Origin of the sequence: Aeromonas sp. WP2-W18-CRE-05 (assembly GCF_014168615.1) — a bacterium.
In the GTDB taxonomy this organism is placed as follows: Bacteria; Pseudomonadota; Gammaproteobacteria; order Enterobacterales; family Aeromonadaceae; genus Aeromonas; species Aeromonas caviae.
The window spans coordinates 2,133,244-2,155,573 of sequence record NZ_AP021917.1 but is presented as its reverse complement, the minus strand read 5'-3'; the positions used below and the strand labels follow the sequence as shown (position 1 = coordinate 2,155,573).

Annotated in this window: 23 protein-coding genes and 1 tRNA gene; 19 read left to right on the top strand and 5 right to left on the bottom strand. The window is 62.7% G+C overall.

Features of this window, described 5'->3' with window-relative positions:
- Window positions 1–46: 46 nt before the first annotated feature.
- From ltaE to H7R73_RS10165, 3 genes are all read right to left on the bottom strand, one after another.
- On the bottom strand, window positions 47–1,063 hold the full coding sequence (gene ltaE, locus H7R73_RS10175) for a low-specificity L-threonine aldolase (protein WP_048207852.1): 1,017 nt from the start codon (window positions 1,061–1,063) through the stop codon (window positions 47–49).
- An 86-nt stretch (window positions 1,064–1,149) separates the two neighbouring features.
- Window positions 1,150–1,857, bottom strand: coding sequence for a short-chain dehydrogenase (locus H7R73_RS10170; protein ID WP_103260271.1), 708 nt, complete (start codon window positions 1,855–1,857; stop codon window positions 1,150–1,152).
- 75 nt (window positions 1,858–1,932) lie between these two features.
- Entirely contained in the window at window positions 1,933–2,340 is a 408-nt protein-coding gene (locus tag H7R73_RS10165; RefSeq protein WP_039038703.1) for a transcriptional regulator, read from the bottom strand.
- A 166-nt stretch (window positions 2,341–2,506) separates the two neighbouring features.
- Here H7R73_RS10165 and H7R73_RS10160 point away from each other — a divergent pair, with 166 nt between their 5' ends.
- Window positions 2,507–3,406, top strand: a complete 900-nt coding sequence (locus H7R73_RS10160) for an aldo/keto reductase (RefSeq protein ID WP_041211559.1) — start codon at window positions 2,507–2,509, stop codon at window positions 3,404–3,406.
- Window positions 3,407–3,475: 69 nt separating this feature from the next.
- Here H7R73_RS10160 and H7R73_RS10155 read toward each other — a convergent pair whose 3' ends face one another.
- Window positions 3,476–3,754, bottom strand: a complete 279-nt coding sequence (locus H7R73_RS10155; RefSeq protein ID WP_029314670.1) for an RNA recognition motif domain-containing protein — start codon at window positions 3,752–3,754, stop codon at window positions 3,476–3,478.
- 212 nt (window positions 3,755–3,966) lie between these two features.
- Window positions 3,967–4,509 carry a hypothetical protein gene (locus tag H7R73_RS10150; RefSeq protein WP_010675020.1) on the bottom strand — a complete coding sequence of 181 codons (543 nt, stop codon included), beginning with the start codon at window positions 4,507–4,509 and terminating at the stop codon, window positions 3,967–3,969.
- Between the two features lie 202 nt (window positions 4,510–4,711).
- Here H7R73_RS10150 and mepA point away from each other — a divergent pair, with 202 nt between their 5' ends.
- The 18 genes from mepA (at window position 4,712) to nuoL (ending at window position 22,269) form a co-directional block, all read left to right on the top strand.
- Window positions 4,712–5,455 (top strand): penicillin-insensitive murein endopeptidase, encoded by a 744-nt coding sequence (gene mepA, locus H7R73_RS10145; RefSeq protein WP_039038706.1) that lies wholly within the window; start codon window positions 4,712–4,714, stop codon window positions 5,453–5,455.
- Window positions 5,456–5,497: 42 nt separating this feature from the next.
- Window positions 5,498–6,103, top strand: a complete 606-nt coding sequence (locus H7R73_RS10140; RefSeq protein ID WP_010675022.1) for a LemA family protein — start codon at window positions 5,498–5,500, stop codon at window positions 6,101–6,103.
- Entirely contained in the window at window positions 6,100–6,831 is a 732-nt protein-coding gene (locus H7R73_RS10135) for a TPM domain-containing protein (RefSeq protein WP_103260272.1), read from the top strand. Before H7R73_RS10140 ends, H7R73_RS10135 begins: the two co-directional genes overlap by 4 nt.
- Before the next feature lie 22 nt (window positions 6,832–6,853).
- Window positions 6,854–7,471, top strand: a complete 618-nt coding sequence (locus H7R73_RS10130; protein WP_010675024.1) for a TPM domain-containing protein — start codon at window positions 6,854–6,856, stop codon at window positions 7,469–7,471.
- Window positions 7,472–7,737: 266 nt separating this feature from the next.
- Window positions 7,738–7,825 (top strand) — tRNA-Ser (locus H7R73_RS10125).
- Window positions 7,826–8,327: 502 nt separating this feature from the next.
- On the top strand, window positions 8,328–9,086 hold the full coding sequence (locus H7R73_RS10120) for a flagellar motor protein (protein WP_039038709.1): 759 nt from the start codon (window positions 8,328–8,330) through the stop codon (window positions 9,084–9,086).
- Entirely contained in the window at window positions 9,064–9,939 is an 876-nt protein-coding gene (locus tag H7R73_RS10115) for a flagellar motor protein MotB (RefSeq protein WP_010675026.1), read from the top strand. Before H7R73_RS10120 ends, H7R73_RS10115 begins: the two co-directional genes overlap by 23 nt.
- 256 nt (window positions 9,940–10,195) lie before the next feature.
- Complete coding sequence (locus H7R73_RS10110; RefSeq protein WP_039038710.1) at window positions 10,196–10,600, top strand: NADH-quinone oxidoreductase subunit A; 405 nt, start codon at window positions 10,196–10,198, stop codon at window positions 10,598–10,600.
- Window positions 10,601–10,629: 29 nt separating this feature from the next.
- Complete coding sequence (locus H7R73_RS10105; protein WP_010675028.1) at window positions 10,630–11,304, top strand: NuoB/complex I 20 kDa subunit family protein; 675 nt, start codon at window positions 10,630–10,632, stop codon at window positions 11,302–11,304.
- Window positions 11,305–11,306: 2 nt separating this feature from the next.
- Entirely contained in the window at window positions 11,307–13,112 is a 1,806-nt protein-coding gene (gene nuoC, locus H7R73_RS10100) for an NADH-quinone oxidoreductase subunit C/D (RefSeq protein ID WP_182951687.1), read from the top strand.
- Between the two features lie 72 nt (window positions 13,113–13,184).
- The gene (gene nuoE / locus H7R73_RS10095; RefSeq protein WP_010675030.1) at window positions 13,185–13,724 is read left to right on the top strand and encodes an NADH-quinone oxidoreductase subunit NuoE; all 540 of its coding nucleotides are present in this window, start codon (window positions 13,185–13,187) and stop codon (window positions 13,722–13,724) included.
- Window positions 13,721–15,106, top strand: a complete 1,386-nt coding sequence (gene nuoF / locus H7R73_RS10090; RefSeq protein WP_103260273.1) for an NADH-quinone oxidoreductase subunit NuoF — start codon at window positions 13,721–13,723, stop codon at window positions 15,104–15,106. Before nuoE ends, nuoF begins: the two co-directional genes overlap by 4 nt.
- Window positions 15,107–15,163: 57 nt before the next feature.
- Window positions 15,164–17,893 (top strand): NADH-quinone oxidoreductase subunit NuoG, encoded by a 2,730-nt coding sequence (gene nuoG, locus H7R73_RS10085; protein WP_103260274.1) that lies wholly within the window; start codon window positions 15,164–15,166, stop codon window positions 17,891–17,893.
- Complete coding sequence (nuoH, locus tag H7R73_RS10080) at window positions 17,890–18,855, top strand: NADH-quinone oxidoreductase subunit NuoH (protein WP_010675033.1); 966 nt, start codon at window positions 17,890–17,892, stop codon at window positions 18,853–18,855. Before nuoG ends, nuoH begins: the two co-directional genes overlap by 4 nt.
- Before the next feature lie 90 nt (window positions 18,856–18,945).
- A complete protein-coding gene (gene nuoI / locus H7R73_RS10075; protein WP_010675034.1) occupies window positions 18,946–19,488 on the top strand; it encodes an NADH-quinone oxidoreductase subunit NuoI in 543 nt (180 codons plus the stop codon).
- Window positions 19,489–19,497: 9 nt separating this feature from the next.
- Window positions 19,498–20,037: an NADH-quinone oxidoreductase subunit J gene (gene nuoJ, locus H7R73_RS10070; protein ID WP_069651388.1), complete on the top strand. Its 540-nt coding sequence runs from the start codon at window positions 19,498–19,500 to the stop codon at window positions 20,035–20,037.
- A gap of 79 nt (window positions 20,038–20,116) precedes the next feature.
- The gene (nuoK, locus tag H7R73_RS10065) at window positions 20,117–20,425 is read left to right on the top strand and encodes an NADH-quinone oxidoreductase subunit NuoK (RefSeq protein WP_010675036.1); all 309 of its coding nucleotides are present in this window, start codon (window positions 20,117–20,119) and stop codon (window positions 20,423–20,425) included.
- Window positions 20,422–22,269, top strand: a complete 1,848-nt coding sequence (gene nuoL / locus H7R73_RS10060; RefSeq protein WP_103260275.1) for an NADH-quinone oxidoreductase subunit L — start codon at window positions 20,422–20,424, stop codon at window positions 22,267–22,269. Before nuoK ends, nuoL begins: the two co-directional genes overlap by 4 nt.
- Window positions 22,270–22,330 lie beyond the last annotated feature (61 nt).

Below are 22,330 nucleotides of genomic sequence, written 5' to 3'. Positions count from 1 at the left end.
ACAAGGGCGCCCGATGGCGCCCTTGTTGTTGCGATGGGGAATGGCGTCAGCCACTCAGATACTCGGTGAAGGCGTCGATCACCTCGTCGATGTCATCGTCGGTGATCTGCAGGTGGGTCACCAGCCTGAGTTCCCCGTAGCCGGAGAAGAGAATACCGCGCTCCTTCATGAAACCCAGCAAGGTGACGGGATCTCCCTGGGTCAGGCGCAGGAATACCATGTTGGTCTGCACCTCCCCCAAGTTGAGTACGATGCCTGGCAACGCGGCCAGCCCCTCTGCCAGACGCCTGGCGCGGCGATGATCATCCGCCAGCCGGGCAACGTGCTGATCCAGCGCGAACAGGGCGGCCTGGGCCAGGATCCCTCCCTGGCGCATGCCGCCCCCCAGCATCTTGCGCAGCCGTCTGGCGCGGGCGATGAACGCAGCCGATCCCACCAGCAGGGAACCCACCGGTGCCCCCAGTCCCTTGGAGAGGCAGACAGAGATGCTGTCAAAAGGCGCCGCGATGGCGGCTACCGGCTCCCCGCTCGCCACCACCGCATTGAAGAGGCGAGCCCCGTCCAGGTGCAGCTTCAGTCCCTTCTCGTCGACGAATTCGCGCATGGCGCGCAGGTAGGTCAATGGCAGCACCTTGCCGTTATGGGTATTTTCCAGGCAGATGAGGCGCGTCTGGACGAAATGGGGATCATCGGGAGCGATGGCCCCCCGCACATCCTCGATGGCCAGAGTGCCGTCCGCCTGCATGGGGACCGATTGCAGGGCCACCGAGCCCAGCACGGCAGAGCCCTGGGCCTCGTAGCGATAAATGTGGGAGGCCGCCCCCAGCACGGCCCCTTCCCCACGCTGGCAGTGACTCATCATGGCCAGCAGGTTGGACATGGTGCCGGAGGGCACGAACAGGGCCGCCTCCTTGCCAAGCAGTTCGGCGCCGCGGCGCTCCAGCGCATTGATGCTGGGATCTTCCCCATAGACATCGTCTCCCACCTCGGCATGCAGCATGCTCTGGCGCATGGCTTCCGTGGGTTGGGTCACGGTATCACTTCGTAAATCGATATAGCGCATGTCATCCTCCTGATGCAGGACGATGACATTAACCAGCCGACACCCGGCTGGCAAGAAACGGCAAGCGGGAATGTGAGCCCGGCGGCTCACCAGGGCAGCGACTGACCCTGCAGATCCACGAAACGGCCCGAGTGCGCGGGCGTCAGTGTGGCCATCAGATCCAGCAGGCGGACGGCGACCTCGGCGGGATCCTGCAGCAGGGCGGGATCCATCTCCTGAAGAAAAGGTTGCTGCATGGAGGTATTCATGAGGCCGGGATGCACGGTGATGACACCGGCGCCGGGAAAACGTCCGGCCCACTCACCCGCCAGGATCCGGGATCCCATGTTGAGGGCGGCCTTGCTCATGCGGTAGCTGTAGTGGCACATGGCCTCCTGGCCCCCCTCCTCCAGGCTTCCCGCCCGATCCGAAAGAGTGCAGAGCCAGAGCGTGCTCTGAGGCATCATGCGCCGGCTCAGATTGGCACCAAGGGCCAGGTGGGGCCAGGCATTGGCCAGCAGACTCTCTTCGAGCCATTGGGGGGTCACCTCCTCCACCCGCCGCTCCGGCATGTGGGCAAGATCATGGAGCAGGCCTATGGTGTTGATCACCACCGTCGGCAGGGTGGTGCTGTCATAGAGGGTGAAGAGGGCCTCAAAAGAGAGCGAGTCCACCTCCTGCAGCGGAAAGTAGCAGGCGGGATCCAGCCCCCTGGGCAGTTGCCTGCCCGCCAGCAACCACTCTTCGCCCCGTCTGGCCAGCTCCCGTGCCAGCGCACTGCCCAACCCGCCACTGCCCAGGATCAGATAGCTCATCTGCGTGTCCTTGGATTTGATCACTGCTTAGAGGGTATCAGAAGAATGGCGGACTGCCGGGAGCCCCCGTCAGGCTCAGGCCTCGGCCAGATGGCGCCCAAACTCCCGCGCCCGGGCCAGGTCCAGAAAACCGTCCGCCTGCTTGTGGCTGCGCAGGAACTGGTAATAGGCGAGCAGGGTCACCAGTTGCTCCTCGTCCGGCATGGGCTTTCCCGGACGGGTCTCCTGCACCAGCGCCCCCGCCGCCGCCAGCGCGTCCCTGTCCACCACCTCGGCCTGACGATAGAGATACCCGCAACCGGTGGCGAGCCACTCCAGCGAGCAGTTGGCCCCCATGGCAATCTGGTTCGCCTTGCCAAGGCCGGGCTCGGCCCCTTTCAGATACTTGCGGATCAGGGCTTCACTCAACCCCACCTTGCGGGCAAAGGCGCTCACACTCCCCTCCCCGATCAGGCTTTGCAGCCTGGCGGCAAATCCTTCCATCACCCCTTCTCCTCTCACTGACACCGGGATCTTGACCCGTCGGAGTCAGAACCATAGTTCGAATTCGCGAAGGGGGCATTATTGCCTTGTCCGCCGGAAGAGACCAAGATGCTGGCACATGATTTTGCCCCTTTCTTTTCGCATTTTTATCTCCAGAGGAGTCACCATGTCCGTATCCCGTCTGGCCCTGCACGAGCAAGGCCCCACCTTTTCCCGCCTCATCATGGGCTACTGGCGCCTGATGGAGTGGCAGCTCTCCCCCGCCGCCCTGCTGGACCTGATGAAATATCACCTTGATCTCGGGGTCACCACCATCGATCACGCCGACATCTACGGTGGCTACCAGTGCGAGGAGGCCTTCGGCCATGCCCTGCGCCTGGAGCCCTCCCTGCGCGATCGCATGGAGATCGTCAGCAAGTGCGGCATCGCCCTCACCGCCAATCCGGCCCACGCCCTGAATCACTACAACACCGGCAAGGGACACATCGTCGCCAGTGCCGAAGCCTCCTTGCAAAAGCTCGGCACCGATCATCTGGATCTGTTGCTGATCCATCGCCCCGACCCCTTGATGAACGCCGACGAGGTGGCCGACGCCTTCATCACCCTCAAGCAGGCAGGCAAGATCAAGCACGCCGGGGTCTCCAACTTCACGCCCCACCAGTTCGCCCTGCTACAATCCCGCCTGCCCTTCCCCCTGGTCACCAACCAGCTGGAGATCTCCCCGCTCCATCAGGAGGGGACGCTGGATGGTGCCCTGGATCAATGCCAGCAACTGCGCATCAAGCCCATGGCCTGGTCCTGCCTTGGCGGCGGGCGGCTGTTCCATGCCCCCGAATATGCCCCGCTGCGGACGGAACTCGAGCAGATCCGCCAGGAGGTGGGCGCCGACTGTCTGGAGCAGGTGGTCTACGCCTGGGTGATGATGCTGCCGAGTCAGCCGCTGCCCCTCATCGGCTCCGGCAAACGGGAGCGGATCGCCGCCGCCGTGGCAGCCGAGTCCATTGAGCTCACTCGCCAGCAGTGGTTCCGCATCCGCAAGGCCGCTCTGGGTTATGACGTTCCCTGAGTCTGCACCAGACCCTGAAAACAAAAACGGCATGGAGGATTCCATGCCGTTTTCCGTTATCGAGACGATTCAACGATGGCGCTGGGGGCGACCACGGGGTGCATCCGTCTTCGGTTTGGCCTGATTGACCGTGATGGTGCGGCCGCCGACCTCGGTGCCGTGCAACTCGGCGATGGCCTTCTCGGCCTCACCATTGACCGGCATTTCAATGAAACCAAACCCCTTGGACTGACCGGTATCGCGGTCGATGATGATATCGACCTTGTCTACCTGCCCAAATTGGCTGAACACGGTTGTCAGTTCGTCGGCCGTCATCCGGTACGACAGATTACCTACGTAAATCTTCATGCCATCCACTCTCGATTCAAGGTGCCTTATCTATGCATCCACCGACCTGGGAGTAAGGGCACAACCCCCCTGCCGGACCAGCCACGGCATCATGCCATGGCACTTCCAGCTTCGTATCCCAAGTCCTTGATCTCTTGGGCTATCGGAGCAGGAAAGATCAAATCGAATCAGAGGCAGTATCTGAGCATTGGGATGAATTGTCGAGAAAATAGTCAGATCGGGTGCAGCTCGGCCAGCAATGTGCCGAGGGCACGACGCCCATGCCAGGCACGTTTGAACCCGAATCGATAGACCCCGGGAGCCACTTCGTGAGTCCCTTCCCGGGACAACCCGAGCAGACTGGTGGCCGTCGCCAGGGTCACCTCATCCAGCCCGAGATCCAGGCTGAAATCGAGCCACTGACCATCGTGTCCCACCTTGCGATCCCGCTCCATGCCCACCAGCACGGCTCTGGGCAGGGCCAACGCCCGGTCTTCGCCGCCATTGAGCAGATAGAGATGGCGTTCATCCCAGGCAAGCTCCGCCAGACGCCAGCGCTGCCAGTTGCGCGGCAACACCATCATCACCAGCACGATGCCGCCAAAGACCACCCCGACCCAGGGCAGCAGGCCCATGTCGGGATATCCCAGCCAGAGGGCGGCCACCACAGTGGCGAGACTCGCCAGCAACAGGCAGATCATGACCCCGTAAAACCGCCGGGCCGGGGGCATCAGCCAGCTCACGTTCTCTTGCGCTGCCAGCTCACTGACTCTCATCTTCTCTTCTCCTTCTGTGATGCGAACGGCCTTGCCGTCGCTGCGTTGCCGTCGCTGCGTTGCCGTCGCTGCGTTGCCGCGCATTGTGCGCGAGCGACGCGCCGCGATGCAACCGCCACCGCGACACGGATGACGGCCAGCCGCCACTCTTGGTATGCTTGGGGCTGTCTGAGCCCGCACTGGGCGCCATCCCGGGAGTCCCATGTTCGCCACCGCCCTGCTCTTGTCCGCGAGCACACTCTATGCCGAGGCCATCGGCGGCTACTCCGCCGGCTGCCTGAAAAATGCCGTGGCCCTGCCCCTCGAAGGTCCTGGTTATCAGGTGATCCGCACCAAACGGCTGCGCTATTACGGTCACCCCGACCTCATCCATTACCTACAGCATCTGGCCAACCAGACCAGACTGGCCGGCATGCCGGATCTCTATATCGCCGACCTCGCCATGATGCACGGGGGGCCTTTTACCTCAGGTCATCGCAGCCACCAGACCGGCCTGGATGCCGACATCTGGTTCAGGATGGCTGACAGACCCATCAGCCGCTGGGAGCAGGATGCCCCCAGGGAGTGGGCGCTGATCGACGAACCCAGCTACCGGATGCTGCCCGGCCGATTCGGCCCAAGGCAGCTCAATCTGCTGCGCCTTGCGGCTGATCGCCCCGAGGTGGCGCGTATCTTCGTCAACCCCGTCATCAAGGCCGAGGTGTGCAAACAGGCACCCGGTGAAGCCTGGGTCGGCAAGCTGCGCCCCTGGGTCGGCCACTTCAGCCACTTTCACGTGCGCCTGCGCTGCCCGGCAAACAGTCCGGACTGCCAGCCCCAGGCTCCCATTCCCCCCGGCAATGGCTGTGGGGAGGAGCTGACCTCCTGGCTCAAGGACAAACCCCAGCTGCCCAAGGTGTCGATGAGCTACCGCGCCCCCCTCTTACCCAGGCGTTGTGAGGGCTGACCACAAGCTGTTATGGTGAACCTATTTCCGAGAGAAATATCAATGGAGAACAACAAGATGGCCACTTCACTCTGGCAGCGTGGTACCCGTGCCCTGCTGACCCTGACCCTGCTGCTGGGTTTGACCGGCTGCGGCATGAACACCATTCCGACCCTGGATGAGCAGGTCAAGGCGAGCTGGGGACAGGTCGAGAACCAGTACCAGCGCAGGGCCGATCTCATTCCCAACCTGGTGGCCACCGTCAAGGGGTACGCCAGCCACGAGCAGGAGACCCTCAAGGCTGTCACCGATGCCCGTGCCCGAGTCGGCAGCGTGCAGGTGAGTGACCCCTCCCAGCTCAAGGCGTTCGAGGCGGCGCAGGAGCAGCTCTCCAGCGCCCTCTCCCGGCTGATGGTAGTGGTCGAGCGCTACCCGGATCTGAAGGCCGATCAGCAGTTCCTGACCCTGCAGGCCCAGCTGGAAGGCACCGAGAATCGCATCGCGGTGGCCAGACGGGATTACATCGAGGCAGTACGCCAGTTCAATACCGAGATCCGTACCTTCCCCGGGGTCATCTGGTCCAAGCTGCTTTACTCCGATCTGGAAGCCAAACCCACCTTCAGCGCCAAACCCGGTGCCGATGAGGCGCCCAAGGTCAGCTTCCAATGAACGTGATGAGACGCTGGCTGGCGCTCTGTCTGCTGCTCTGTGCCACGGCGCTGCATGCCGCCCCCGATTTCCCGGCCCTGACCGGGCGGGTGGTGGACGAGGCCAATCTGATGTCCCGCAAGCAGGCCCACCAACTCGCACAGCAACTGGCCGTCTTCGAGAAGCGCAGCGGCGTCCAGCTGGTGGTGGTCTCCATCGACACGCTGGCGGGGGATACCATCGAAGAGTACGGCTACCAGCTCGGTCGCCACTGGGGCATCGGCCAAAAAGGCAAGAACAACGGCGTTCTGCTGATCATCGCCCAGGACGAGCGCAAGGTGCGCATCGAGGTGGGTTATGGCCTGGAAGGTGCCCTGCCCGACGCCATCGCCGCCAATATCATCCAGACCCGGATCCTGCCCGCCTTCAAGCGCGGTGACATGGTGGCCGGCATCCTCGCCGGCAGCCAGGGCATCATGCAGGCCCTGGCCGGGGAGTATCAGCCCGTGGACCACGCCAGCAAGGCCGACAAGCAGGGAGGTCCCTGGCTCTTCATCCTGGTGGTGATTGCGATGATCGTGCTGCACAACCTGCGCGGCGGCGGTGGGCCGGGAGGACGTCGCCGGGCCGCCTACATGGCCGGTGGATTCGGTGCCGGCTCCTTTGGCGGCCGCACTGGCGGTGGTGGTGGCGGTTTCAGTGGTGGCGGCGGCAGCTTTGGCGGCGGCGGTGCATCTGGCGGTTGGTAATCAGGGAAAAAGAGACAACAAGATGATTTCGAAACAGTTTTTCCACACCTTGCAGGCCAGGGTTCGACAGGCCGAGCAGGCCACGGATGCCGAACTGGTCACCGTGCTGGCCCCGGCCAGCGATGGCTATCGCTATATTCCGACCCTGTGGGCCGCCCTGCTCGCCATGCTCACCCCCCTGCTGGTCTTCCAGCTCGGCTTCTGGCTTGGCTGGTACGAGATCCTGCTGGTGCAGTGGTCGGTCTGGTTGCTGCTGAGCCTGCTGTTCCACTGGACACCCATCAAGATGCGGCTCATTCCCAACAAGGTACGCCGTCACCGGGCCGCCCTGATGGCCCGCCTGCAGTTTGTCGAGCAGGGACTTCACCGCACCCGGGACCGGCTCGGGGTGCTCATCTTCGTCTCGGTGGCGGAGCACTATGTGGAAATCCTGGTAGACGACGGGATCGCCCAGCACATCGACAACACCCAGTGGCAGCAGATCATCGACGACTTCGTGGTTCGGGTACGCAACAAGGAGGTCGAGCAGGGGTTCCTGGAGTGCGTGGAGCGCACCAGCGCCATTCTGACCGACGCCTTCCCCGCCACCCGGGATCAGAACGAGCTGCCTGACAGCCTGATCATTCTCGACAAGCCTTGAACGGGATTAAAAAACCGTCATTCTGTTCAAGGGATAGGCACTCGATAAAGATTATGAAAAATAAGGGGAAAAGTGGTTGACCCAGGCAGCCCTTTCCCCTAAATTACGCCCCGTTCCAGCGCAACGGCGCAGCGAACACCGTGTTGGCTGAACACGTTAAATCACAGACCAGAATTTGGTGAGGTATCCGAGAGGCTGCCCACCGACGAAGTCGGCAAGATGCACGCGCAGCGTGCTCCGAAAGCCACTTCAAGCAGTAAAAATTTGGTGAGGTGTCCGAGTGGCTGAAGGAGCACGCCTGGAAAGTGTGTATACGGCAACGTATCGAGGGTTCGAATCCCTCCCTCACCGCCAAATTGTAAAAACCGACCTCAGGGTCGGTTTTTTGCTTCAAGGCGTCTGCCAACCCCCTGGCAGGAGAAACCCGTCATCGGCGGGGGCCAGAAAAAACGGTTTGCCGCGATACCTGGCCGAGTGCCGCCCAGCCAATCCCATCCCTTCCGCCTCGCTGCTCTCTACTCTCTGCTCTCTGTCGACAGGGGATATACCCCGAGGGCAGCCAGCCCTTTCTCGTTGACAGCGCATTACTCCAAGCAAAGAGAAAGTGGCGATATAAATAACCAATATTCTCTCACAAATGGCGCAGTATATTGTGATATCACTTGGATAACCGCCTCGTCCTGCCATGCCGGCACCGTCAACCTGCTCTACAGATCAAGCGGCACAGGCCGATGCCACCGGACACTACCGGGTCTGCGCAACCTCTCGGATATTGCTCACCGATTGGATATCGTTTTGAAAAACTGATAGTTAAATGGCTACACTAGCCTCACACATCGCATAGGGATATGGACAAATGAGTCTTATTGGCTTGCTGCTGGCCCTGGCAGCCATTCTGGGTGGCAACATGATAGAAGGGGGGCACCCCAGCGCCCTGCTCGATCTGCCCGCCTTTCTCATCGTGATCGGCGGTACCGTCGGTGCCGCACTGACCCAGTTTCCTTTCTCCGTGGTTGGTAAAACCCTCAAGCGCTTCAAGTGGCTCATCACTCCCCTGCGCCTCGACATGCTGGAGCAGGCCCAACTGCTTGAAACCCTGGCGGGCAATGCACGGCGCAGTGGCATGCTGGCACTGGAGGGCATGATCGACGACATCAAGGATCCCTTCCTGCAAAAAGGGGTACAGATGATGGTCGATGGCTACGAGAAGACCAAAATCCACGAGGTACTGGAAAACGAGATCGAGTTCGAGCAGGAAGATATCGAACAGACCGTCAAATTCTACGAGGCCATGGGGGGCTACTGCCCGACCATGGGGATCGTCGGGGCCGTATTTGGCCTCATTCACGCCATGGGCCTGCTGGATGCCCCCGACAAGCTGGGGGGCGCCATCGCGGTGGCCTTTATCGCCACCATCTACGGGGTGTCGGCCGCCAACCTCATCTTCCTGCCCTTCGGCAACCGCTACAAGTCGTTTGCCCATCAGATCCGCCACTACAAGGAGATGACCCTCACCGGCATCCTCTGCATCGTGGACGGCGAGTCACAGCAACGGCTGCAAGTGACCCTTGAGCCTTACCTCGGAGGCCACAGTGGCGAAAAAGAAAAAGGCTGAGGCGCCGGAGAACCACGAACGCTGGCTGGTCTCCTACGCCGACTTCATGACACTGCTGTTCGCCCTGTTCGTGGTGCTCTACTCCTTCGCCATGGCCAAGCAGTCGGAGACTCGCGTGCTCATTCAGGGCTTTATCGAATCTCTTGGCAAGATAGGGCTGGTTTCCCTTCCCGCCGGCTCCCCCGTGATGCAGGGGGGCACTGGCATACTGGAACCCGAGTCCAAGACCACCCCCAATACCTCCCAGAAAGAGCAGGTGCTGGATACCCAGACGCCCGCAGCGGCGGCCGACCCTTTCAACGAGACCATCGGCTCCTCGGAGAAACCTACGGCCACGGAGTCCTGGCCCCACAAGACCAAGGAGCAGGATTGGGTCACGGTCACCAAGCAGAAGCTGGATCAGCAGCTCAAGAGCCAAATCGAGTCCAAGGAGATCGAGGTGGAGCAGCTTGGCAGCCAGTTGGTCATCCGCATCGGCGAAAAGACCTTGTTCCCCGCCGACTCCGCCTTCTTGCAGCCCCAGTTCATTCCCCTGGTCAACAAGGTCTCGGACGTGCTGGCGGACATCCCCGGCATGGTGGTGGTCACCGGTCACACCGACAACTCCCAGGCGCCGGTGGAGCTCTATCGCAACAACTGGGAGCTGTCGGTGCTGCGGGCGGCCACCATCACCCACACCCTGCTGACCAACCCCAAGCTGGATTCACGACGGCTGATCGCCCAGGGGGTGGCGGATACCCAACCCCGTTATCCAAACGATACCCCGGCTCACCGCCAGGCCAACCGCCGGGTGGAGATCGTGCTCTCCCAGGGCAAGGCGGCAGAGCAGAGCCTCCCCGTTCTCCAACCCTGAAACAGACCCCGCCATGCGGGGTCTTTTGTTTCCTGCCATCCACCGGATTTTCAAACTATCCGGTTTTTTTCTGCTACATAAAAACGATTGAAAACAATTCTCAAACGAGAAAGTTGACCCCGCTAGCAAAACACAATTTTCATCCCGTTGATTAATAATTAATCCTTTGAAATGACATGTAAATCAGTACGAAAGTGGCATACTACGTAACGTCATTGTTAAGTCACATGATTAATTTGGTTAGGGAAAAACCTATATGTTTGCTGATATTGCCGTCCAGCACTGGGCTTTTGCTGTCTATGTCATTGGCGCCATCTGTATCTGCTTGACCATGATAGGCCTGGCGGCCTTGCTGGGGGGACGCGCCTATGGCCGTGCCAAGAACAAACCCTTCGAATCCGGGGTGGATTCCGTCGGCAACGCCCGCCTGCGCTTCTCCGCCAAGTTCTACCTGGTCGCCATGTTCTTCGTCATCTTCGATGTCGAAGCCCTCTATCTCTTTGCCTGGTCCGTCTCCGTTCGGGAGAGCGGCTGGGTCGGCTTCATCGAAGCCACCATCTTCATCACCCTGCTGCTGGTAGGCCTCCTCTACCTGTGGCGCATTGGTGCCCTCGACTGGGCCCCGAAAAAGCGTGTCCTGACTGACAAGAAACCAGACTGAACTACCGATTATCTCTTTGAGGTTGCACCATGAAGTACACCCTGACCCGGATTGACCCGGATGCGCCCGTTGAGCGCTACCCCCAGGAACAGCGCCAGACCGTCGATGATCCACTGGCGCAGCAAGCGACCCGCGGCATCATGATCGGGCGCCTCGAAGAGGTGCTGCAAGACACCGTCAACTGGGGCCGCAAGAACTCCCTCTGGCCCTACAACTTCGGCATTTCCTGCTGCTACGTGGAGATGTGTACCGCCTTCACCTCTCCCCACGACGTGGCTCGCTTCGGCGCTGAGGTCATACGAGCCTCCCCCCGTCAGGCCGACTTCATGGTGATTGCCGGCACCCCCTTCATCAAGATGGCCCCTGTCATCCAGCGGCTCTATGAGCAGTTGCTCGAGCCCAAGTGGGTCATCTCCATGGGGGCCTGCGCCAACTCCGGCGGCATGTATGACATCTACTCCGTGGTACAGGGGGTGGACAAGTTCCTGCCGGTCGATGTCTACATTCCGGGCTGCCCGCCCCGCCCCGAGGCCTTCCTGCAAGCCCTGATGCTGCTGCAGGAGTCCATCGGCAAGGAACGCCGCCCCCTCTCCTGGGTGGTGGGGGATCAGGGGATCTACCGTCCCCAGATGCAATCCGAGAAGGAACGCAAGCGCGGCGAGCGGATCAACGTGACCAACCTGCGCACGCCGGATGAGATCTGATCATGAAACTGACTCGAGAATTCCCAAGCAATTACACCATGGCCCAGTGGCAAACCGCCGATCACGCCGATGCCCAGGTGGTCGGCGAGCTGTTCGCCCACTTCGGTGCCGAGCGCTTCACCGTGCAGAGCACCCGTACCGGCGTGCCGGTCATCTGGCTCTCCCGGGATCTGCTGCTGGACGTGATGAGCTTCTTGCAAAAGCTGCCCTCCCCCTTCGTGATGCTGTTCGATCTCAGCGCCACCGACGAACGGATGCGCAGCCATCGCCACGGCCTGCCAGAGAGCGACTTTACCGTCTTCTATCACCTCATCTCCATCGACCGTAACGCCGACGTGATGCTGAAGGTGGCGCTCAAGGAGAGTGATCTCCATCTGCCCACCGTCAGCCGCCACTTCCCCAACGCCAACTGGTACGAGCGGGAAGTGTGGGATCTGATGGGGATCACCTTCGATGGCCACCCCCATCTGACCCGCATCATGATGCCCAAGAGCTGGCAAGGGCACCCCCTGCGCAAGGACTACCCGGCGCGCGCCACCGAGTTTGATCCCTTCATGCTCGATGCGGTCAAGCAAGATCAGGAGCAGGACAACCTGCTGTTCAAGCCGGAAGAGTGGGGCATGGCCCGCGGCAACGAGAACGAGGACTACATGTTCCTGAACCTCGGGCCGAACCACCCCTCCGCCCACGGCGCCTTCCGCCTGGTGCTGCAACTCGACGGGGAAGAGATCCGAGACTGCGTGCCCGACATCGGCTATCACCACCGCGGCGCCGAGAAGATGGGCGAGCGCCAGTCCTGGCACAGCTACATCCCCTACACCGACCGGGTCGAATACCTGGGCGGCGTGATGAACAACCTGCCCTATGTGCTGGCGGTCGAGAAGCTGGCCGGCATCAAGGTGCCGGCGCGGGTCGACATGATCCGGGTGATGATGGCGGAGCTGTTCCGCATCCAGAGCCATCTGCTGTTCCTTGGCACCTACATTCAGGACGTGGGGGCCATGACCCCGGTCTTCTTCACCTTCACGGACCGCCAGAAGATCTACACCATCATCGAGGCCATCACCGGAGCCCGCATGCACCCGGCCTGGTTCCGCATCGGCGGCGTGGCCCACGATCTGCCTGCCGGCTGGACCCGCCTCATCCAGGACAACCTGTTGAGCTGGCTGCCCAAGCGGTTGATGGAGTATGAAAAGGCGGCCATGCGCAACAGCATACTGCGGGGCCGCACCATCGGCGTCGCCGCCTACAACACGGCCCAGGCCCTGGCCTGGGGCACCACGGGGGGTGGTCTGCGGGCCACGGGGCTCAACTTTGACGTGCGCAAATGGCGCCCCTATTCCGGTTACGATCAGTTCGAGTTCGAGGTGCCGGTGGGCAGCAACGGGGACGCCTACGACCGCGCCACCGTACGCATCGAGGAGATCCGCCAGAGCCTGTCCATTATCGAGCAGTGCATGAAAAACATGCCTGAGGGCCCCTTCAAGGCGGATCACCCGCTCACCACGCCACCGCCCAAAGAGCGCACCCTGCAGGACATCGAAACCCTGATCACCCACTTCCTGCAAGTCTCCTGGGGGCCTGTCATGCCGGCCGCCGAGTCCTTCCAGATGATAGAGGCGACCAAGGGGGTCAACAGCTATTACCTGACCAGCGACGGATCCACCATGAGCTACCGGACCCGGATCCGCACCCCGAGCTTTGCCCACCTGCAGCAGATCCCCTCGGTGATCCGCGGCCAGATGGTGTCGGATCTTATCGTCTACCTGGGCAGTATCGATTTCGTTATGTCAGATGTGGATCGTTGAGTCCTCTCGCTCCGGCAGCCGGGGCGAAGGGCAAGACGCGCAGTAAAGGGACAAGCCACAAAAGGTCAAGTCATGAGCCAATGTCAGTGTCACAATAACCAGACCCCACAAGGGCAAGGGGCATGCAGCAGCCAGCAGGGAGATTTCGTCCTGAGCCAGGCTGAGCGCGATGCCATCGAACACGAGAAACACCACTACGAAGATCCCCGTGCAGCCAGCATCGAAGCGCTCAAGATAGTGCAACAGGCCCGTGGCTGGGTGCCTGACGGCGCCATTCACGCCATCGGCGCCGAGCTCGGCATCCCCGCCAGCGACGTGGAAGGGGTCGCCACCTTCTACAGCCAGATCTTCCGCCAGCCGGTGGGTCGTCACATCATCCGCGTCTGCGACAGCATGGTCTGCTACATCAACGGCCACGAGCAGTTGCTTGCCGGTCTGAAAGAGGTCGTCAATCTGGCCCCCGGTCAGACCTCCCCGGATGGCCGCTTCACCCTGTTGCCCGTCTGTTGCCTCGGCAACTGCGACAAGGGGCCGGCCATCATGATCGATGACGATACCTATGGCGGACTCGATGCCGTCAGCCTGCTGAAAACCCTGGAGGCTTACCCATGAGCATTCAGCCAGGCAAGACGCTTGCCTCCCTCGGCACCGCCAATCGCATCCCCCGCACCGCCGAGACTCACCCTCTCACCTGGCGCCTGCGGGACGATGGCCAGCCGGTGTGGCTCGAAGAGTATCAGGCAAAACAGGGCTATGAGGCCGCCCGCAAGGCCCTTGGCCAGATGAGCCCGGATGACATCGTCAGCACCGTCAAGGATGCCGGCCTCAAGGGACGCGGTGGCGCCGGTTTCTCCACCGGCGTGAAGTGGGGACTGATGCCCAAAGACGAGAGCATGAACATCCGTTACTTGCTCTGCAACGCCGACGAGATGGAGCCCAATACCTACAAAGACCGCATGCTGATGGAGCAGCTGCCCCACCTGCTGATCGAGGGGATGATCATCAGTGCACGTGCTCTCAAGGCCTATCGCGGCTACATCTTCCTGCGCGGCGAGTACGTGGATGCCGCCATACACCTGCGCCGCGCCGTGGAAGAGGCCAAGGCCGCGGGGTTCCTTGGCAAGAACATCCTGGGCTCGGGCTTTGACTTCGAGCTGTTCGTCCACACCGGCGCAGGTCGCTACATCTGCGGCGAAGAGACGGCCCTCATCAACTCCCTGGAAGGACGGCGCGCCAACCCGCGGGCCAAACCCCCCTTCCCCGCCGTCTCCGGCGTCTGGGGCAAGCCCACCTGCGTCAACAACGTCGAAACCCTGTGCAACGTCCCCGCCATCATCGGCAACGGTGTGGCCTGGTATCAGGGGCTGGCACTGCCGGGTTCGGAAGATCACGGCACCAAGCTGATGGGCTTTTCCGGCAAGGTCAACAATCCCGGCCTGTGGGAGCTGCCCTTTGGCATCACCGCCCGCGAGCTGTTCGAAAACTACGCCGGTGGCATGAAGCCCGGCTATCGCCTGAAAACCTGGCAACCGGGCGGCGCCGGCACCGGCTTCCTGCTGCCCGAGCACCTGGATGCCCAGATGTACGCTGGCGGCATCGGCAAGGTGGGCACCCGCATGGGTACGGGCCTTGCCATGGCGGTGGATGACAGCATCAACATGGTCTCCCTGCTGCGCAACATGGAGGAGTTCTTTGCCCGCGAATCCTGCGGCTGGTGCACCCCCTGCCGCGACGGCCTGCCCTGGAGCGTCAAGATCCTGCGGGCGCTGGAGCGGGGCGAGGGCCAACCCGAGGATCTCGCGACCCTGGAACAGCTGGTCAGTTTCCTGGGCCCGGGCAAGACCTTCTGTGCCCATGCCCCCGGCGCCGTCGAGCCCCTTGGCAGTGCGATGAAGTATTTCCGGTCCGAGTTCGAGGCCGGGGTCAAGGCCCCCCATGACAATCACAAGCTGTTCAAGGGTATCCAGCCCAACCTGCTGGGCGAGCGCTGGTAAGCGCCAGGACGCATCGGGCAATAGCCGATTTCATAAAACAGGTTTCAGGGAAGTTGTATGGCAACCATTCATGTAGACGGTAAAGAGTACGAGGTAGACGGGGCAGACAACCTGCTGCAAGCCTGTCTGTCGCTGGGTCTGGACGTCCCCTATTTTTGCTGGCACCCGGCGCTCGGTAGCGTCGGCGCCTGCCGCCAGTGCGCGGTCAAACAGTATCAGAATGCCGACGACAAGCGCGGCCGCCTGGTCATGTCCTGCATGACCCCCTCCACCGATGGCACCTATATCTCCATCGAGGATGAAGAGGCGAAGGAGTTTCGCAAGACGGTGGTGGAGTGGCAGATGACCAACCACCCCCACGACTGCCCGGTGTGCGAAGAGGGTGGTGCCTGCCACCTGCAGGACATGACGGTGATGACGGGCCACAACAGCCGCCGCTACCGTTTCACCAAGCGCACCCACCAGAATCAGGATCTGGGCCCCTTCATCAACCACGAGATGAACCGCTGCATCGCCTGCTACCGCTGCGTGCGCTATTACAAGGATTACGCCGGTGGCGAGGATCTCGGGGTCTATGGCGCCCATGACAACGTCTACTTCGGCCGGGTCGAGGATGGCACCCTGGAGAGCGAATTCTCCGGCAACCTGGTGGAGGTCTGTCCCACCGGCGTCTTCACCGACAAGACCCACTCCGAGCGTTACAACCGCAAGTGGGACATGCAGTTCGCCCCCAGCATCTGCCAGGGGTGCTCGGTCGGCTGCAACATCAGCCCGGGTGAGCGCTACGGCGAGCTGCGCCGCATCGAGAACCGTTTCCACGGCGCCCTGAACCACTATTTCCTCTGCGATCGCGGCCGCTTCGGCTACGGTCACGTCAATCTGACCGACCGCCCGCGCCAGCCCCTGCTGCAGGATGGCAGTGACAAGCTGGCCATCACGGTGGATGGTGCCCTGAACCGGGCGGCGGATGCGCTGCGCACCGCCAGCGGCGTCATCGGCATCGGCTCACCCCGCGCCTCCTTGGAGAGCAACTTCGCCCTGCGCGAACTGGTGGGGGCCGCCAACTTCTACTCCGGGGTCGAGCAGAGCGAATGGGAATGCCTGCAGAAGATGCTGGACATTCTGGAGCACGGCGGCGTGCGCACTCCCAGCCTGCGCGACATGGAAGAAGCCGACGCCGTGCTGGTGCTCGGGGAAGATGTCACCCAGACCGCCGCCCGCATCGCCCTGGCCCTGCGCCAGGCGGTGAAAGGCAAGGGGCGCGAAATTGCCCGCAAGCTGAAGGTGGATCTCTGGCAGGTCGCCGCCGTGCAGACCCTGGCCCAGAACGAACGCTACCCGCTGCTGATCACCAGCCTAGACAGCACTCGACTGGATGACGTGGCGAGCAGCACCCTGCACGCCCCCCACGCGGATCAGGCGCGCCTCGGGTTTGCCATCGCCCACCTGCTGGATGCCAGTGCACCGGCACCAACGGATCTCTCCCCCGAACAGCAGGCCCTCGCCGCCCAATGGGCCGACCTGCTTGGCAACGCCAAAAAGCCCCTCATCATCGCAGGCAATGGTGCCCGCAGCCAGGCGCTGATCGAAGCGGCCAGCAACATCGCCCGCGCCCTCAAGGGCCGTGGCCAGGCCGCGGAGCTTGCCCTGGTGGCTCAGGAAGCCAACAGCCTGGGACTGGCCATGCTGGCCCGGCATGCCGCCCCGCTGGAGGCAGCCCTCGAGCGCATGGAAGGGGAAGAGAGGCTTGCCCTGGTCGTTCTTGAGAACGACCTCTACCGCCGAGCCCCCCGCAGCCGGGTGGACGCCGCCCTGGATCGCCTGCAACACCTGCTGGTCATCGACCATCAGGAGACGGCCACCGCGAAGAAGGCGGATCTGGTGCTGCCTGCCGCCAGTTTTGCCGAAGGCGATGGCACCCTGGTCAACATGGAAGGCCGCGCCCAGCGCTTCTTCCAGGTCTATGCTCCCGCCTTCTACAACGCCGATATCCAGGTGCGCGAGGGCTGGCGCTGGCTGGATGCCCTGCAAGGGAGCCAGCAACCGCGTTCGGTTCGCTGGAACACCTTCGACGATGTGAGTCGCGATTGCGCCGCCAGCGCCCCGCTGCTCACCACCATGGGTGAAGCTGCACCCAACGCCGGCCTGCGCATTCGCGGCATGAAGCTCGCCCGGGAGCCGCACCGCTACAGTGGTCGCACCTCCATGCTGGCGAACCAGAACGTGAGCGAGCCCAGAGTCGCCCAGGATCCCGATTCGCCGTTCGCCTTCTCCATGGAAGGCTACGCCGGTGCCCGCCAGCCCCTCTCCCAGGTACCGTTTGCCTGGGCGCCGGGCTGGAACTCCCCCTCCGCCTGGAACAAGTTCCAGGACGAGGTGGGTGGCAACCTGCGTGCCGGGGATCCCGGTCGCCGCCTGCTGGAGCCGGGCGAAGGCAACCTGGGCTGGTTTGGTGCCATCCCGGCTCCCTTCCAGCCCGCCGCATCCCTGCAGGTGGTGAGCTATGACCAGCTGTTCGGTGGCGAGGAGCTCTCCGCCAGAAGCCCGGTCATCCAGGCTCGCATGGGGGAACCCACCCTGGTACTGAACCCGGCGGATGCCGCGCGCCTGGCACTGTCCCCTGACGCGCTGGTGGCCGTCTCCTGGGGTGGCAACCACTGGCGCCTGCGTCTGCGCCTGAGCGATGCGCTGGCTCCGGGCCTGGCAGGGTTGCCACTCGGGGTGAACGGCCTGCCGACCGCCCTGCACCACGCCCTGATCGATAACCTGCAGGAGGTCATCGCATGAGCGACTCTCTGATGGATCTGCTGATCGAGGTCGGCAAGGCCCTGGTCGTGCTCGTGGGGATCGTGGGGGCTGGCGCCTTCATGAGCTTCATCGAGCGCCGCCTGCTGGCACTGTGGCAGGACCGTTACGGCCCCAACCGGGTTGGCCCCTTCGGCCTGCTGCAACTGGCGGCTGACATGGTCAAGATGTTCTTCAAGGAGGACTGGATCCCGCCCTTTGCGGATCGCCGGATCTTCGTGCTGGCCCCCATCATCGCCTTTACCGCCTTCATCCTGGCGTTTGCGGTGGTGCCCATCACCCCCACCTGGGGCGTGGCGGATCTCAACGTGGGGCTGCTCTATATCCTGGCGATCGCCGGGCTGGCGGTCTATGCCGTGCTGTTCGCCGGCTGGTCGAGCAACAACAAGTACTCCCTGCTCGGCAGCCTGCGCGCCTCGGCCCAGACCCTCTCCTACGAGGTGTTCCTTGGCCTCTCGCTCATGGGCATCGTCATCCAGACTGGCAGCTTCAACCTGCGTGACATCGTCGAGGCCCAGGCCGGCATGTGGAACGTGATCCCCCAGATCCTGGGCTTCGTCACCTTCCTGTTTGCCGGGGTCGCCGTCACCCACCGCCACCCGTTTGACCAGCCGGAGGCCGAGCAGGAGCTCGCCGACGGCTATCACATCGAGTACGCGGGTATGAAGTGGGGTCTCTTCTTCGTGGGGGAGTACATCGGCATCGTGCTGATCTCTTCCCTCATCGTGACCCTCTTCTTCGGTGGCTGGCACGGCCCCTGGCTGCCGCCCTTCATCTGGTTCGCCCTGAAGACCGCCTGTTTCATGGTGTTCTTCATCCTGCTGCGGGCCTCCCTGCCCCGCCCGCGCTTCGACCAGGTGATGTCCTTTGGCTGGAAAGTGTGCCTGCCCCTGACCCTGCTCAACATGCTGGTCACCGCTGCCGTGGTGCTGATGAATGCGTGAGCAAAACGAGATGGACATGACGATGATTCGGCCGTCTGCGGCAAGGAAACGCCCAGACGCCAGTGCTGATAAATGTGCAGTGAGGCACCTATGAAAATTACGAGCATTATCAAGGGTGTTGGCACCCAGTTGCGCAGTCTTGGGATGGTCTTCTCCCATGCCTGGCGCCCCCGTGAAACCCTGAGCTACCCGGAGCAGCCGGTCTACGCCGCCCCCCGTTTTCGCGGTCGCATCGTACTGACCCGGGATCCCGATGGCGACGAACGCTGCGTGGCGTGCAACCTGTGTGCTGTTGCCTGCCCGGTCGGTTGCATCTCCTTGCAGAAGTCGGAGCGGGAAGATGGCCGCTGGTACCCGGAGTTCTTTCGCATCAACTTCTCCCGTTGCATCTTCTGCGGCCTGTGCGAGGAGGCCTGCCCCACCACCGCCATCCAGCTGACGCCGGATTTCGAGATGGGGGAGTATCGTCGCCAGGATCTGGTGTACGAGAAGGAAGATCTGCTGATAAGCGGCCCCGGCAAATACCCGGACTACAACTTCTACCGCATGAGCGGGATGGCCATCGACGGCAAACCCAAAGGGGATGCCGAGAACGAAGCCAAGCCCATCGATGTCAAGAGCCTGCTGCCCTAGGAGTCAATCATGGAACTGGCATTCTATGTCGCGGCCCTGGTCGCCGTTTACAGCACGCTGCGGGTGATCAGCACCAGCAACCCCATGCATGCGCTGCTCAATCTCATCATCTCCCTCATCGCCGTGGCCATGATCTTCTTCTGCCTGGGCGCCGCCTTTGCGGGGGCCCTGCAGGTGATCGTCTACGCCGGCGCCATCATGGTGCTGTTCGTGTTCGTGGTGATGATGCTGAACCTGGGGAGCGCCCAGGATCAGGAGAAGAAGTGGCTCACCCCCATGACCTGGGGTGGCCCGGCCCTGCTCTCCCTCATTTTGCTGGGCTTTCTGGCCCACGGCATTCTCGGCGTGACCGGCGGTGAACTGGGTCTGACCGAGGTCAGCGCCAAGGAAGTCGGTATCGCCCTGTTCGGCCCCTATGTGCTGGCGGTGGAGCTCGCCTCCATCCTGCTGCTGGCGGGTCTGGTCACCGCCTATCACCTGGGCCGCGAGGACAAGAGCGGGGAAGTGCTCTCCGTGCCTCGCACCACACAGGAAGGAGGTCAGCAATGAGCGACATCCCCGTGGTGAGGCATGGCTCGCTGCCGGCAGCCTGCCCCCTTTCCATCCAGCAAGCACAAGGAGCATGGCGATGAGTGGAATTCCCATGGAGCACGGCCTCCTGCTGGCGGCCATTTTGTTTGCCATCGGCCTGTGCGGCCTGCTGATACGCCGCAACCTGTTGTTTATCCTCATGAGTATCGAAATCATGATGAACGCGTCCGCCCTGGCATTCGTGGTGGCGGGTAGCCGCTGGGCCCAGGCTGACGGCCAGATCATGTACATACTGGTGATTTCTCTGGCGGCAGCGGAGGCCAGTATCGGCCTCGCCCTGTTACTGCTGCTCTATCGTCGTTACCACACCCTGAACGTGGACACTGTGAGCGAGATGCGCGGATGAGCCTCCTATATCTGACTTTCCTGTTCCCGCTGCTGGGATGGCTGCTGCTGGCCTTCTCCCTCGGCCGTCTCGGCGAGCGCACCTCGGCGCTCATCGGTGTCGGCAGCATCGGTCTCTCGGCCCTCACTACCCTGTGGGTCGGCATCGATTTTCTCAATACCATGCCGGAAGGCGGCGTCTATACCCAGACCCTGTGGCAGTGGATGACGGTGGGCGAGTTCCAGCCCGCCTTCCGTCTCTCCCTGGACGGGCTGTCGCTGACCATGCTGGGGGTCGTGACCGGGGTGGGCTTCTTCATCCACCTGTTCGCCTCCTGGTACATGCGCGGGGAAGAGGGGTATTCACGCTTCTTCACCTACACCAACCTCTTCATCGCCAGCATGCTGTTCCTGGTGCTGGCCGATGACCTGTTGTTCGTCTATCTGGGCTGGGAAGGAGTGGGGCTGTGCAGCTACCTGCTGATCGGCTTCTACTACAAGGATCGCAACAACGGCGCCGCCGCCCTCAAGGCGTTCGTGGTGACCCGGGTCGGCGACGTCTTCCTCGCCATCGGGCTCTTCGTGCTCTATCGCGAGCTCGGCACCCTCAACATTCACGAGCTGCTGGTGCGAGCCCCTGCGATGTTTGCCGACGGCTCCCCTGCCCTGTCGTTCGCCTGCCTCATGCTGCTCGGCGGCGCGGTCGGCAAATCCGCCCAGCTGCCGCTGCAGACCTGGCTGGCGGACGCCATGGCGGGCCCGACCCCGGTCTCGGCGCTGATCCACGCGGCCACCATGGTGACCGCCGGTGTCTACCTCATCGCCCGCACCCACGGCCTCTTCCTGCTGGCTCCCGAGATCCTCCATCTGGTGGCGCTGGTCGGTGCCATCACCCTGGTGCTGGCCGGTTTTGCCGCCCTGGTGCAGACCGACATCAAGCGGATCCTGGCTTACTCCACCATGAGCCAGATAGGCTACATGTTCCTGGCCCTGGGGGTCGGTGCCTGGGAAGGGGCCATCTTCCACCTGATGACCCACGCCTTCTTCAAGGCGCTCTTGTTCCTCTCCGCCGGGGCCGTCATCGTTGCGACCCACCACGAGCAGAACATCTTCAAGATGGGAGGCCTGCGCAAATCGCTGCCGCTGGTCTACGCCTGCTTCCTGGTGGGGGGCTCGGCCCTGGCCGCGCTGCCACTGGTGACCGCCGGTTTCTACAGTAAAGACGCCATCCTCTGGCAGGTGCAGGCCAGTGGCCAGAGCGCCCTGCTGTGGGCCGGTCTGGGTGGTGCCTTCCTCACCTCCCTCTACACCTTCCGCCTCATCTTCATCGCCTTCCACGGCAAGGAGCAGACCCAGGCTCACGCCGGACAGGGCCTTGCCCACCATTTGCCACTGCTGGTGCTGCTGGTGCTCTCCACCGGAGTCGGCGCCCTCATCGTGCCACCGCTGGCAGGAGTGCTGCCGGCCGGCCCGGGAGATCACATCGAAGAGGGACGCCATGGCCTCGAGATCCTCTCCGGCGTCATCGCCGTGGCAGGCATTGCGCTGGCCGCCTTCCTCTTCCTCGGCGAACGTCGCCTGGCGAAGGGGATCGCCGAGAGTGCACCGGGGCGGGCTCTGTCCACCCTCTGGTTCAATGCCTGGGGCTTTGACTGGCTTTATGACCTGATTTGGGTCAAGCCCTACCTGCTGGCGACTCGCCTGCTCGGCAAGGATCCGCTGGACAGGATGATGAACCTGCCCGCCGTGCTGGCCCAGGGCGGGCATCAGCTGCTGGCCTGGACCGTCTCCGGCAAGTTGCGCTGGTACGCAGCCTCCATGGGGATGGGCGCCGCCCTGATCCTGGCCCTGCTGCTGCTCGGCTGATCCATGAGCCCAATATTGTGTGGCAGGCTCAGCGCCTGCCCGACTAGAACCTAGATGAGAG

Coding starts and splice junctions, on each gene's coding strand:
- ltaE (WP_048207852.1), bottom strand. CDS start 1,063: ATGCGCTATATCGATTTACGAAGTGATACCGTGACCCAACCCACGGAA.
- H7R73_RS10170 (WP_103260271.1), bottom strand. CDS start 1,857: ATGAGCTATCTGATCCTGGGCAGTGGCGGGTTGGGCAGTGCGCTGGCA.
- H7R73_RS10165 (WP_039038703.1), bottom strand. CDS start 2,340: ATGGAAGGATTTGCCGCCAGGCTGCAAAGCCTGATCGGGGAGGGGAGT.
- H7R73_RS10160 (WP_041211559.1), top strand. CDS start 2,507: ATGTCCGTATCCCGTCTGGCCCTGCACGAGCAAGGCCCCACCTTTTCC.
- H7R73_RS10155 (WP_029314670.1), bottom strand. CDS start 3,754: ATGAAGATTTACGTAGGTAATCTGTCGTACCGGATGACGGCCGACGAA.
- H7R73_RS10150 (WP_010675020.1), bottom strand. CDS start 4,509: ATGAGAGTCAGTGAGCTGGCAGCGCAAGAGAACGTGAGCTGGCTGATG.
- mepA (WP_039038706.1), top strand. CDS start 4,712: ATGTTCGCCACCGCCCTGCTCTTGTCCGCGAGCACACTCTATGCCGAG.
- H7R73_RS10140 (WP_010675022.1), top strand. CDS start 5,498: ATGGAGAACAACAAGATGGCCACTTCACTCTGGCAGCGTGGTACCCGT.
- H7R73_RS10135 (WP_103260272.1), top strand. CDS start 6,100: ATGAACGTGATGAGACGCTGGCTGGCGCTCTGTCTGCTGCTCTGTGCC.
- H7R73_RS10130 (WP_010675024.1), top strand. CDS start 6,854: ATGATTTCGAAACAGTTTTTCCACACCTTGCAGGCCAGGGTTCGACAG.
- H7R73_RS10120 (WP_039038709.1), top strand. CDS start 8,328: ATGAGTCTTATTGGCTTGCTGCTGGCCCTGGCAGCCATTCTGGGTGGC.
- H7R73_RS10110 (WP_039038710.1), top strand. CDS start 10,196: ATGTTTGCTGATATTGCCGTCCAGCACTGGGCTTTTGCTGTCTATGTC.
- H7R73_RS10105 (WP_010675028.1), top strand. CDS start 10,630: ATGAAGTACACCCTGACCCGGATTGACCCGGATGCGCCCGTTGAGCGC.
- nuoC (WP_182951687.1), top strand. CDS start 11,307: ATGAAACTGACTCGAGAATTCCCAAGCAATTACACCATGGCCCAGTGG.
- nuoE (WP_010675030.1), top strand. CDS start 13,185: ATGAGCCAATGTCAGTGTCACAATAACCAGACCCCACAAGGGCAAGGG.
- nuoF (WP_103260273.1), top strand. CDS start 13,721: ATGAGCATTCAGCCAGGCAAGACGCTTGCCTCCCTCGGCACCGCCAAT.
- nuoG (WP_103260274.1), top strand. CDS start 15,164: ATGGCAACCATTCATGTAGACGGTAAAGAGTACGAGGTAGACGGGGCA.
- nuoH (WP_010675033.1), top strand. CDS start 17,890: ATGAGCGACTCTCTGATGGATCTGCTGATCGAGGTCGGCAAGGCCCTG.
- nuoI (WP_010675034.1), top strand. CDS start 18,946: ATGAAAATTACGAGCATTATCAAGGGTGTTGGCACCCAGTTGCGCAGT.
- nuoJ (WP_069651388.1), top strand. CDS start 19,498: ATGGAACTGGCATTCTATGTCGCGGCCCTGGTCGCCGTTTACAGCACG.
- nuoK (WP_010675036.1), top strand. CDS start 20,117: ATGAGTGGAATTCCCATGGAGCACGGCCTCCTGCTGGCGGCCATTTTG.
- nuoL (WP_103260275.1), top strand. CDS start 20,422: ATGAGCCTCCTATATCTGACTTTCCTGTTCCCGCTGCTGGGATGGCTG.